The organism is Enterococcus ureilyticus, from assembly GCF_001730315.1.
Lineage (GTDB): Bacteria > Bacillota > Bacilli > Lactobacillales > Enterococcaceae > Enterococcus_L > Enterococcus_L ureilyticus.
In genome coordinates this window covers 1-11,279 of record NZ_MIKC01000023.1, presented here as the reverse complement: position 1 = coordinate 11,279, position 11,279 = coordinate 1, and the positions used below count along the sequence as shown (strand labels likewise).

Sequence of the window (11,279 nt, the reverse complement as noted above, 5' to 3'; positions counted from 1 at the left end):
TTTTAGAAACTTCATTTAAAAATAGTTTGAAATATAAATATTAAATTAACCTCGTTAACTTATAATACGGACATGCGTATCATAAGTAATGTGGTTTTTTTTGAGTGTTGGGAGATTGAAAAAACCAAGGCTGTTATAGGATTTTAGGAATATCATTCACTTCCGATACGCAGAACCGTATCACAAGTAGTGATATTTTTTACTTATTAACAAAAAGTATAGAAAATAGATATGCTCTTTGGTAAAATTAAATAGACACAAAGTTAATGACTTGTTAAAAAAAGGAGAGTGAAGCATGTCGATTAATAGTAATTCTAGTATTGCCAGTGGGGTTTCAGCCTCATTTAGTCAATCAGCTAGTACATTAAATAGAATATCTGTTTCTGTCAGCTCTGGACAAATCAACGTGGCTGGTAACAGCACTGCGATTGAAAGTTTTTCAACCTTTCAATCTAGTCTAAAAGGTGTCTCTAACAGTATTGTAAAAGCAGGGGACAATATAAATTCTGTTGCGAAAGAGTTTGAACGCATTGACCAAAAAATTGCGCAGTTACCTACTCTTTCAATTGGAGGGATAAGGTAATGACGTTAACTTCGCAACAACGTTTTGACGATCAAAACTACCAGTTTCGAAATCAACTGGAAGAACTTCAAGAAGCACAACGAGATAATAAGAAAGACCAACAGTTTATTGAACAACTACAAGAACGATTCTATGCGTTACAACAATAAGAACAACGAATCTATCAGGAATCTCTAAATGAAGTAGAATCAGAAGAGAGAGCTTTTTTTGAGGAACGACAGGATGATAGTTTTCACTTATCACGACAAGCATTACAAGAATTTGAAGAGGAACAAGAACAGTTAGCGCAAGACCGTAAAACCTTGTTAGAAAAAGAAGACTCGGTCCATTCAGCACATCGAAACTTCTTAAAAACAGAAGAGAAGGAGATGTCGAATGGGACTTAAATTTATTGTGTCAGAAGCACAAGCTAGAAGTTTACAAGCAACACAGGTTAGTAGTCAGGCACAACAAGCTGTGTCTTCCTTACAACAAAGCATCCAACTGTTCTTGTCTGCGCCTTTATCCAGTAAAGCCTATGATTCGGCTAAAAATTATTTTATGGTGGCGTATACGCCTATTTGTCAGTCCATTATCATGACTGCGGAAGCTTTTACCAGTGCGCATAAGAAATTTGTAAGTGAATATCAGGCTACTGTTGGTGGAGAAGATATAGATGAGGACAAAATTCAAGCAGAGATTGATCAATATCAAGAATTATTACACACGATTGACGACTTGATTCGCGATGCGAAAAGGCCGCGACCAGACTTAGAAAGACGTTCTATGAACGCTTATGAGGCCATGCAAAAGCGAAAAGAAAAACTGGAGAAATTACGGACATACAGTGCTCAGTCAGCAAGCTTCTTTAGTGAATACACTTCTTCTCAACAAGAATTGAACAATGGTATTGCGCAAGTGAAGGATTGTAAGGCATGGAATGCCTCTACAGGGACTTTTGACCTCAAGAAATTGGATATGAGCTGGGCGAAACCAATCAATGAACGTTGGAAACGAAGTCCAATTTATCTAGATAAACAAATTGAAGCTATTCTAAATAGTTCTGATTCAGATGCTGTTAAAACAGCAAAAATAGTTAAAGCATATGAAGATTATTTGTATGAATTGAATAAAGTTGCACTGAATGAATACAATAATACTAGAAAAAAATATGGGGATGAATGGTTCTCTAAAGACCCGAAAATGAAAGATATTATTGATGATATTGAACAACGATTATCAAACTATCTTATACAATCAGGAGTTGATATCAAAGCTGTAGTTAGGAACATGGGAAACGATATACTAAAAGCAAACGGGACAAAAGATGGTATGTCACCGTTAGATTATCTTTATTTTGCAAGTATTGTTGATACAGGAGCACCACTTGACTTGAAAACAAGAGCTTATAGTGAAGATTATGATTTTTCTATATGGTCACGAAACTGGACAGGTGACATGTCAGGAGATTATCTAGGTAATTATCTTTTTGGCTATTTTGGTCAAGGCTTTTTAATGTTTGATGGTTCTGTACTGAAATTAAGTGCTGGTGCCGCACAAGCTTGGTCTGATAAAGATATAGCTAAATGGCTAAAAAACATGAAAGCAGGTAATTTTGGAGATAATCCGAATGATGCACAATATATTGAAGATGGGATAAAAGACTATAAAAATCAAAAGGGGATTAATTAATGTACCTCTATCGAAAGAGACTGTATAAATATGTATTCATAGTATTTGCGATGTTAGTCGTACTTTTTAGTTTCTTAGTTTTTATAAACTATACTAAAATATTTGCAGGGTTGGGATATAAAACACTCAATCCTAAACAGGAAATAACAGTAGAGGTTAAACCAAAAGTTGAACAAGTAGATTACAATTCAACACTCAGAATTATAAATAAAGATGGTCTTAAGCTGAAGTTTAGTACAGGGAGTGATGGAGAACTCTGGCACGACTTATCAACAGATACTTTTTATAATACTGTTACTAAACTGAAAACAACAAGGGTAATCGTTGATAATGAAATGATAAAAAAAAATTCACCAGTAGATAAAACTGATGGTGTTAGTTTTGATGATAACAATTTTATAATGGAATTCAAAGGGGAAAAAACGTTTGATGTCACTAACAATAAGAATTACACTATAAAAATAGAAAATGTATCAAAGCATTCAGGAAAAATCGAGATATTTGTAGAGAATACTTGAGCCATTATTCAACCTTATAGTAAACATAATCCCAATTGATCCAAACAGCATAGTAGTTTTAGAATTGGTGGAGTATCTTTGTGAAGTTAAAATGGTCTAGATAGAGAGAGCGTAGGTGCTTGTTCTTCCCTAATAAAAGCAGTAGACACTTGCTAGGACAGATTCACCTATTAATACGATGAAGGTGAATTAGTGTATCCAACACAAAAACCACTTTATATTATATCTATGCAGAGAAGTTTGTCTCTGATCAATTGCGGGAACTTGTGGCTATATTGGACAAGGGTTTGATGATCCTGTACTGAAATTAAGTGCAGGTGCCGCACAAGCTTGGTCTGATAAAGATATAGCTAAATGGTTAGAAAACATGAAAAAAGGTAATTTTGGGGACAATCCAAACGATGCATAATACATTGAAGATGGGATAAAAGACTATAAAAACCGAAAGGGGAGTAATTAATGTACCCCTATAGAAAGAGGCTATATACATACTTACTCATAGTATTTGCGATAGTAGCTTTACTTTTTAGTTTTTTAGTTTTTATAAACTACACCAAAATATTCGCAGGATTGGGCTATAAAACACTCAATCCAGGACAAGAGATAGTGCTAAAAGTTGAACCGAAAGTAAAGCAAGTGGATTACGATTCCGTACTTAGAATTGAGAATAAAGATGGTATTAAGTTAAAGTTTAGTACAGAATACGATAAAGAACTCTGGCATGATTTAACAACAGATATATTTTATGATACAGTAACAAAACAAAAAACAGAATTTGTTACTGTTGACGGTGAGGTTGTTGAAAAAAAAGCTCCCATAAACAAAAACGATGGTGTGAGTTTCGACAATAATCACTTTGTAATTGAGTTTAAAGGGGAAAAAACGTTTGATGTCACTAACAATAAGAATTACACTATAAAAATAGAAAATGTATCAAACTATTCTGGAAAAGTATATGTATCTGTAGAAAACACTTAGCTAGTTATTTAACCTGTCGATTCAGATAACTAAAGCATTTTATCAATTTTACGATTGGTGAGCTAGATTTGTGAAATTAAAAATAGTCTAGATAAAGATGGATTATAGATACGTGTTTTCTTCTTAGCATAACAGCAGTTGATACTTTCTAGGGCCGATTTACTTATTAATACGATGAGGTTAAACTAGCGAATTCATCTCAAAAATAATTATATATTATATTCATGAAGATCAATCATCTTAATCAGTGGTTGGTCTATTTTTATATCTAAAGGAGTGAGCAAATGTTTAAAACAAAAAAGAGTCGTTACATCACGAAGGGAGTGAACGAACAAGCACCGAAAGAAATCGATTAATGAAATCATATGGCATCAAAACTGAATAAAATAATTACAGCAATTATCTTGAGATTATGGGTAGTTGCTATTTTTTATTTAATTTAGAAGGGTAAAATCGTTCAATTTTTTGTTACTATAGATGTAAAGGAGTGTGGTATGGTTGAGTACAGATTATCCAGTAACAATAAAAGAGTTTTTTCAATGGTTAGATGATGGTGGGTTTAATCAGTTTGGAATTCATCTGAGTGAAAATACAAATCCAGAAGGATATGGAGTAAGAAGAGTTGGTTCACAACTTGAACTATTTTATTCTGAAAGAGGTCAGGTATATCCAGAAAAACAGTTTAATACTGAGAAAGAACTAGTTGGCTACTTAGCTGCAAAATTAGAGAAAAGTAATTGGGCTAGAACCCATTGTATTTCTGCTACAGAGAACAAGAATACCTCAGAAGTATTAGCTAAAGAACTGAATAAAATGAACATTAAATTTGATCAGGAAGAGCTACCATATTCCAATGATGGAAGAATGTTTTACAGAACAATGGTGTACGGGACTGATATCAAGAAGGTAGAACATCTAAAACAGAAATACTATAATTAACATAATAAAATATCGGAAATATTATCAAGAAGAAAACGTAAATTGGGCATAGGAGTAATGTAATGACAAAAACATTTGAAGATGAATTTATGGAATGGCAAGCAGATATGGTTGATATCGCTAAAGAATTTATTGAAGATCGAGCAGAAAAAATTTACTTATATGGTTCTATTGAAAATGGGGGGTATTCCTTTAATTTATTCTTTCAAATCCATGGTCGAATTGTAACCATGAATAAAGTCAATTCTGCAATAATTGAAGGGGAAAAAGAATATGATATATCTTCCGATAGAAAATGGGCTGTTCTGCGAATAGGGACTGAAGACTTACAAAAAATAGAAGAAGTTTGCAAGAAATATGAACAACCAGTACCGACACAATTCAAATTGTATTATGATGTGCATGAAAATAGTTTGAAAGCTAAATACAAGTATGATCCTATGTATTCTAATACTGATGGCCTTCATAGTTCTGACATCTTTATGTCATGGTATGAAGAAGTAAAACAAGAAACAGAGGGAGAAAAGTAGAAGAGGAAGAAAATGATGAATAATAAACAAATGTTTTACGTGATAGTATTAAACGTAATCACTTTTTTCTTACTCGTTTCATGTAAAAATTCTGAGAGCATTAAAGGAACTTGGCACGTACAAAATGACTCTGGTGAAATTTCAGAAATGATAATCACGGATACGACAATGACCGTAAATGATGTGAAGCTAGAAGTCAATCAAATCACTTCAGGTACGACTGAGGGGAAAAATATTTTGAAATGGAAATAGGGAGAGTAGGGAGAGTGCATATTATTTTCCCAGAAAAAAAAGATGATACCATTGCTATTATGATTATTCCTAATACTAAAGAACCTTATTTACGCTATGCAATGAACAGAGAGAAACAACCTGATTATTCCAAATATGATGAAAAATATGTGAAGTAATATCTATTTGAATCATTAGATAAGTTCTATAGAAGAGTTGTTTTTTTCAAGTAACCAAAATTCTGTCATACGGTATGGCATATGTGTTGAACCAAACATCATACATTATAGGGAGTATTCAAGAAAATTTTACCTAAGAAACTAATAATCATTTTGAAGAACGCAGGGGTCTACAAAATTTACTTAGCTGTTTTTCGATGATATTATGAGGAAGTTTTTTACGTCAACATGTTTTCTTAACCAAAAATATTTACTCAAGTGACTAATTGTATTTTATCAAAAACAACTATATATTATATCTACGAAGATCAATCATCTTAAATGGTGGTTGGTCTATTTTTGTGTTTCAAGGAGGGAAATAAAATGTTTGATAACAAAGAAAATCGTTACATCATGAAGGGAGTGAATGAACATTTCAACGGGATTGTTAGTATCTGATTGCTCAAAAAAGAAAGGACGTAGGATTACTTACTAATTTTAATTTCTAACTAAAGTATTATTTATCCTAATCATCTAAAGTTGTCATTTTTATTTTTAAAATAGCATTCTGTATCCAAATTTTTAAAAAAGAATGCGTTTACATAATTGCGATAATGTGTTACTCTTTACTTGTTCGAACAAGTAAGGTTGCTAGTAACTCTAAAAGAAGTAATGATACAAAAATGCTTTATTATTAGAGGAGGCGTGAGGACTTCATTAAACGTAAAAGGAAGGAAAGGAAAATGAAAAATATATCAGCTGAAACAGAATTAACTAAACAATCTAAGTCAAAAAGTATCCATTTCAATCGCTTTCTACTATTTCGCTACATTACTGCAATTTTTTTCTTTATCAATTTATATTGGAGTATATTGTTTTTTTCAGCTTTGAGTATCTGGATTATTCTACCCTTGTTGCTAATTGTAATTGATATCGCGATCATAATTGAACAGACCACTAAATATTGGCATCCGTCTAATCGTTTGTTCATTACTAAAACTGGATATGCTGTACAGATATTTAGTAATTTGTTAGGAATTATAATAATCCTAATAGGGCAGCAACAGTTACTCTTTCCTTTTATCAATAATGAAGGACGCGGATTGTTACTTGCAAGTCTTTTTGTGGGGTGTCTGGTTGGTATTGTTGTCGAATGGCGTGCTTGGCAAATTGAACACAATAAAGATGCTTATTTAAGACATATGGAAATTTTTGAAAATAATGTAAAAAAAGAAAGGTGATAAACATGGATTCAGAAAACAAACTATTTAAATTTTTGAATAACTATTTAATGGGACCTATGGGTAAAATCTCACAGTTTAGAATTGTTCGTGGCGTTATGGCTGCTGGGATGGCCTCGATTCCATTTACAATCGTAGGATCAATGTTTCTGATTATTGCTGTTTTACCGCAGAGCTTTCCGGTGTTAAAAGGAATATGGGAAGTTTCGTTTGAGCGAGTTGAGAGCTTGTATATGCTTGCTAATATGGCAACTATGGGGATTTTGGCACTTTATTTTTGTATCGTTTTCGGCTACGAGTATACAAAAATTCAAGCACAAGAAGAAAAACTCAATCTAAATCCTATGAATGGGGCATTGTTATCTATGATGGCTTACTTCATGTGTTTACCGGAATTGATTTTTGATGGTGGCGTTGCTACATTGGTGAATGTTGTGACTGATGATAAAAAAATTATTGATGGTTGGGAAATGTCAGGTGGTGTGACACGACTAGGGACAACAGGAATTTTTACTGCAATTATTATGTCGATCATTGCTGTTAAAATTTATGCTTTATGTGTGAAGCGTAAATGGGTGATCAAAATGCCTGAAACTGTACCAACAGGTGTTTCAAATTCTTTTACAGCTCTTATTCCAACTGTGATGGTTGCATTGACTGTTATTATTATTAATGGCATCCTAGTTGCTCTTGGAACAGATATATTTAAAATGATTGCTATTCCATTTGGTTTTGTAACAAATTTGACCAATACCTGGGTTGGATTATTGGTTATATATTTCTTGATGCATGCACTTTGGATAGTCGGAATTCATGGTGCAACAATCGTTACGTCATTTTTAACACCGATTGTTTTATCAAATATGGTTCAAAATCAAAATGGAGCGAATCTTCCTTTTGCGGGTGAATTTAACAATAGTTTTGTAACGATTGGCGGTTCAGGGGCAACCCTTGGAATGGTTATCTTCATCACGTTTTTTGCAAAATCAGCTCAATTAGGTGCTTTAGGTAAAGCAGCGGTTGTACCATCATTGTTTAATATTAATGAGCCAATTTTATTTGGGATGCCAGTTGTCTACAATCCATATACAGCGATTCCGTTTTTCTTAGCACCAATGAGTTCAATGTCAGTAGCCTATTTTGCAATAAAATTCGGTATGGTCAATCCACCTATAGCTCAAGTTGCGTGGCCAACACCACTTGGCTTGTCAGGATTTATTGGTTCAGGTGGCGATTGGAGAGCTTTTGTATTAGCGATCGTCTGTGCGGCCGTGGCATTTATAATTTGGTTTCCATTTATTAAATTTTATGATAGAAAATTGTACCAAGATGAACAAGCAAACGCTACTGTAGAAAATGTATAGCACCGAAGTAAACAAAGAAGTTGCTGAAAGAATATAAGTAAGAGGTATTGTTTTAATAAGTTGGTATAAGATAAATAATAAGCTACTATTCGTTAGGCATAATAAAAAAGGAGTGTCTAAAGATGCAAAGCAAGAATTCATTTGATATTAAATCATTAGTCAAAGAGATGATTGATGAAATACAAGAGGGTAAATTGGCAGATGAAAATAGAAAGTTACCAAGTGAACAAAAATTGATGACTTATTATGGTGTTTCGCGTTATACGCTCCGACAAGCTTTGGCGCAGCTTGGTGATATGGGGGTTATTTATCAAGCTCAAGGTATTGGTTCTTTTATACGTCCAGAACGCCATGAAAAAGTACTGAACTTACAAAATAACATTGGAATAACGGAAGAAATGGCACGACCTGGGCGGACGATCAAGACTATAGAAGCTAGTCGTAGGATTGTGAATATGACAGCAGCAGATTTCTTACCTAAAAATAGTACATTGTCTCCGGATGTTCAATTGATTGAGGTTAACCGCTTGAGGACACTGGATGATAAGCCATACTTAGCCGAAAAATCTTACTTTTTACAGTCAATTATTCAAGAAATTCCAGAAGAATATTTGTATGATTCAGTTTTTAACTATTTTGAACAGGATAAAAACATAAAAATAGGCTTTATTGACAAAGTCATTAGTAGTGAGGCACTTTCTGAGCCTGGTGCAAGTTTTTTTAAATTACCTATAGGTGCTCCAACATTGGTGGTCAGAGATGACACATTTTTAAGTTCAGGAAAGCTATTAGCATTTTCAAAAATTTGTTATGATTATCGAAAAGCCGAGTTATTTATGTTTAAAAAAACATACTGATTTAAAAAGTTCAGCTGAGCTACTAGTTTTATGAGTAAATAAAGCTGATTTTGAACATTTTAGGTTCAAAGTCAGCTTTTTAAAAGTGTAGCAGATTTTTTTGGAATATCATTTCAGGTACATGGAATATAAGTTGGAGCAGCTTCTATTGAGCAGTATATAGAGAAAGCAGCTCAATTTACCAAAAATTTATGAAGAGCGAGTACCAAGATGGTTAACAAGCCAGCATCAGGAGTTAAGGGAGCTTATAAAAAACGGGGAATAGGTCTTTATTGCTCCAGACGAAACGAATGTATCTTTTGGAAAATAATAACCTTCAAAAGGAAGTTAGTTTAAGTGGGGCAATTTAGAGTTAATGGTGTTTAAAAAAATTGGAAAAATATCTTTAGAATTCGGGACAACAGTTTATGAAGAGGATAGAGGTGCGTAACGAAAGTTAAAACGAGTTCGCATTGCTTTAGTGCATAGTTGTTCGCACATCCTTTAGTTTAACTTTCTTTAAACACTAAGTTCATATAAACCTTGTGTTAAAGTGTACTTTAAGTTGTATAATAAAATATAGAACGAGTATAAAAGTGAGAGGATGATAAAGATGGAGTATGCAAAATTAGGGAATACGGGACTAGACGTTTCAAGAATCTGTTTAGGTGCAATGAGCTTTGGAGACCCTAAAAACTGGATTCATAAATGGGTACTTGAAGAGGAAGAAAGTAGACCGCTGATTCAAAGAGCGCTAGAACTGGGCATCAACTTTTTTGATACTGCAAATGTTTATTCTTTAGGTAGAAGTGAAGAAATTTTAGGTAAAGCGCTAAAGGACTACGCAAATCGAGATGAAATTGTGCTAGCAACAAAAGTTCACCAAAAAATGTTTGATGGCCCAAATGGTCAAGGATTATCAAGAAAAGCCATTATGTCTCAAATAGATCAGAGTTTGAAACGTTTGCAAACAGAGTATGTCGATTTGTATATCATCCATCGTTGGGATCCATTTACGCCTATTGAAGAAACAATGGAAGCATTAAATGATGTTATCAAAGCTGGAAAGGCAAGATATATTGGAGCTTCTGCGATGTACGCTTATCAATTTCAAAAAGCAAATCATGTAGCAGAAAAAAATGGTTGGGCAAAATTTGTCTCTATGCAAAACCATTTGAATTTGATTTATCGTGAAGAAGAACGTGAAATGATTCCCTATTGTCTTTCTGAGAAAATTGCGCTTACACCCTATAGTCCAATGGCATCAGGGCGATTAATTAGAAGTGCTACAGAAGCAACCAAACGAAGTACCACTGATGATGCACAAAAAGCTAAATATGATGAAACAGCTGCTAAAGATCAGATAATTATAGAGCGTGTTGCTGAATTGGCTGCTAAATATGAGACAAATAAAGTGAATATTGCCTTAGGATGGTTACTACAAAAAAATCCAGTAGTTGCACCCGTCATTGGGGCAACTAAAATGAATCATATTGAAACAGCGGTGGGTGCCGTAGATTTTAAATTAAGCCCAGATGATGTTCTTTATTTAGAAGAACCTTATATCCCTCACAAAGTAGTAGGACACGTTTAAAAATGAGGATGGGATAGAAGTGTTTAACCCCGAGAACCACGTAGGTACTGTGCAACATCAACTCATTCCTTGCTGTGTTTTACAGCAATTTCAGCTTATTTCCGAAGCCTTCAAATCTTAGTGCTTTAGCACTTAGAATTTGATGTGATCGAAGCGAAGCGTAGTGGTTGCTTCTGCGTCCACTGTTTATTTGGATTCTAAGTGATTGAGTTGTAATGATGTGCGCCCTAAAAGTTGTACGTAGATTAACCTGTCAATTTTGCTTTTATCCGATGATGATTGTAATAATCAATATAATTTGTAACTACTCGTTTTAATTCCTCAAAGCTAGAAAAACTACGGCCATAATACATTTCTTGTTTCATTAGACCAAAGAAATTTTCCATTAATGCATTGTCCAGACAATTTCCTTTTCGTGACATACTCTGGTATAACTTTGCTTGCTTCAATTGTCTAACATACTGTTTATTTTGGTAATGCCACCCTTGATCGGAATGGATTGTTGTTCGAAAGTTGGTCTTTTTACTTTCTTTAATGGCTGTTTTTAAAGGAATCAATACGCAATCCAACGTTGGTTTTTGCTGAAATTGATAGGCAATGATTTCTCCATTAAAACCATCAAGAAAAGGACTGAGA

Annotated in this window: 14 protein-coding genes; 13 read left to right on the top strand and 1 reads right to left on the bottom strand. The window is 33.7% G+C overall.

Annotated features, from left to right (window positions below):
• Positions 1 to 295 precede the first annotated feature (295 nt).
• From BCR24_RS09155 to BCR24_RS09105, 13 genes are all read left to right on the top strand, one after another.
• Positions 296 to 583, top strand: a complete 288-nt coding sequence (locus BCR24_RS09155; protein ID WP_069640250.1) for a TIGR04197 family type VII secretion effector — start codon at positions 296 to 298, stop codon at positions 581 to 583.
• Entirely contained in the window at positions 583 to 732 is a 150-nt protein-coding gene (locus BCR24_RS16880) for a hypothetical protein (RefSeq protein WP_157804695.1), read from the top strand. The genes BCR24_RS09155 and BCR24_RS16880 overlap by 1 nt, the downstream gene beginning before the upstream one ends.
• A gap of 226 nt (positions 733 to 958) precedes the next feature.
• On the top strand, positions 959 to 2,254 hold the full coding sequence (locus BCR24_RS09150) for a T7SS effector LXG polymorphic toxin (RefSeq protein ID WP_069640249.1): 1,296 nt from the start codon (positions 959 to 961) through the stop codon (positions 2,252 to 2,254).
• Between the two features lie 50 nt (positions 2,255 to 2,304).
• Entirely contained in the window at positions 2,305 to 2,772 is a 468-nt protein-coding gene (locus BCR24_RS09145) for a hypothetical protein (protein ID WP_141707045.1), read from the top strand.
• Between the two features lie 459 nt (positions 2,773 to 3,231).
• Entirely contained in the window at positions 3,232 to 3,750 is a 519-nt protein-coding gene (locus BCR24_RS09140) for a hypothetical protein (RefSeq protein WP_069640247.1), read from the top strand.
• A 498-nt stretch (positions 3,751 to 4,248) separates the two neighbouring features.
• Complete coding sequence (locus tag BCR24_RS09135) at positions 4,249 to 4,689, top strand: hypothetical protein (protein WP_069640246.1); 441 nt, start codon at positions 4,249 to 4,251, stop codon at positions 4,687 to 4,689.
• Between the two features lie 62 nt (positions 4,690 to 4,751).
• The gene (locus BCR24_RS09130) at positions 4,752 to 5,219 is read left to right on the top strand and encodes a hypothetical protein (protein ID WP_069640245.1); all 468 of its coding nucleotides are present in this window, start codon (positions 4,752 to 4,754) and stop codon (positions 5,217 to 5,219) included.
• 12 nt (positions 5,220 to 5,231) lie between these two features.
• The gene (locus BCR24_RS09125) at positions 5,232 to 5,471 is read left to right on the top strand and encodes a hypothetical protein (protein WP_069640244.1); all 240 of its coding nucleotides are present in this window, start codon (positions 5,232 to 5,234) and stop codon (positions 5,469 to 5,471) included.
• Between the two features lie 14 nt (positions 5,472 to 5,485).
• Complete coding sequence (locus BCR24_RS16875) at positions 5,486 to 5,629, top strand: hypothetical protein (protein WP_157804692.1); 144 nt, start codon at positions 5,486 to 5,488, stop codon at positions 5,627 to 5,629.
• 722 nt (positions 5,630 to 6,351) lie between these two features.
• Positions 6,352 to 6,849 carry a hypothetical protein gene (locus BCR24_RS09120; RefSeq protein WP_069640243.1) on the top strand — a complete coding sequence of 166 codons (498 nt, stop codon included), beginning with the start codon at positions 6,352 to 6,354 and terminating at the stop codon, positions 6,847 to 6,849.
• A 5-nt stretch (positions 6,850 to 6,854) separates the two neighbouring features.
• Positions 6,855 to 8,213 carry a PTS cellobiose transporter subunit IIC gene (celB, locus tag BCR24_RS09115; protein ID WP_069640242.1) on the top strand — a complete coding sequence of 453 codons (1,359 nt, stop codon included), beginning with the start codon at positions 6,855 to 6,857 and terminating at the stop codon, positions 8,211 to 8,213.
• Positions 8,214 to 8,335: 122 nt separating this feature from the next.
• Positions 8,336 to 9,070, top strand: a complete 735-nt coding sequence (locus BCR24_RS09110; RefSeq protein WP_069640241.1) for a GntR family transcriptional regulator — start codon at positions 8,336 to 8,338, stop codon at positions 9,068 to 9,070.
• Between the two features lie 592 nt (positions 9,071 to 9,662).
• Positions 9,663 to 10,643 (top strand): aldo/keto reductase, encoded by a 981-nt coding sequence (locus tag BCR24_RS09105; protein WP_069640240.1) that lies wholly within the window; start codon positions 9,663 to 9,665, stop codon positions 10,641 to 10,643.
• A gap of 245 nt (positions 10,644 to 10,888) precedes the next feature.
• On the opposite strand, the gene BCR24_RS09100 is transcribed toward BCR24_RS09105, so the two are convergent.
• On the bottom strand, positions 10,889 to 11,279 hold a 391-nt coding region (locus BCR24_RS09100), incomplete at its 5' end, for an IS3 family transposase (protein ID WP_141707044.1).

Excerpts from the sequence above, each read along its gene's own strand:
- BCR24_RS09155 (WP_069640250.1), top strand. The coding sequence starts at position 296 with ATGTCGATTAATAGTAATTCTAGTATTGCCAGTGGGGTTTCAGCCTCA.
- BCR24_RS16880 (WP_157804695.1), top strand. The coding sequence starts at position 583 with ATGACGTTAACTTCGCAACAACGTTTTGACGATCAAAACTACCAGTTT.
- BCR24_RS09150 (WP_069640249.1), top strand. The coding sequence starts at position 959 with ATGGGACTTAAATTTATTGTGTCAGAAGCACAAGCTAGAAGTTTACAA.
- BCR24_RS09145 (WP_141707045.1), top strand. The coding sequence starts at position 2,305 with ATGTTAGTCGTACTTTTTAGTTTCTTAGTTTTTATAAACTATACTAAA.
- BCR24_RS09140 (WP_069640247.1), top strand. The coding sequence starts at position 3,232 with ATGTACCCCTATAGAAAGAGGCTATATACATACTTACTCATAGTATTT.
- BCR24_RS09130 (WP_069640245.1), top strand. The coding sequence starts at position 4,752 with ATGACAAAAACATTTGAAGATGAATTTATGGAATGGCAAGCAGATATG.
- BCR24_RS09125 (WP_069640244.1), top strand. The coding sequence starts at position 5,232 with ATGATGAATAATAAACAAATGTTTTACGTGATAGTATTAAACGTAATC.
- BCR24_RS09120 (WP_069640243.1), top strand. The coding sequence starts at position 6,352 with ATGAAAAATATATCAGCTGAAACAGAATTAACTAAACAATCTAAGTCA.
- celB (WP_069640242.1), top strand. The coding sequence starts at position 6,855 with ATGGATTCAGAAAACAAACTATTTAAATTTTTGAATAACTATTTAATG.
- BCR24_RS09110 (WP_069640241.1), top strand. The coding sequence starts at position 8,336 with ATGCAAAGCAAGAATTCATTTGATATTAAATCATTAGTCAAAGAGATG.
- BCR24_RS09105 (WP_069640240.1), top strand. The coding sequence starts at position 9,663 with ATGGAGTATGCAAAATTAGGGAATACGGGACTAGACGTTTCAAGAATC.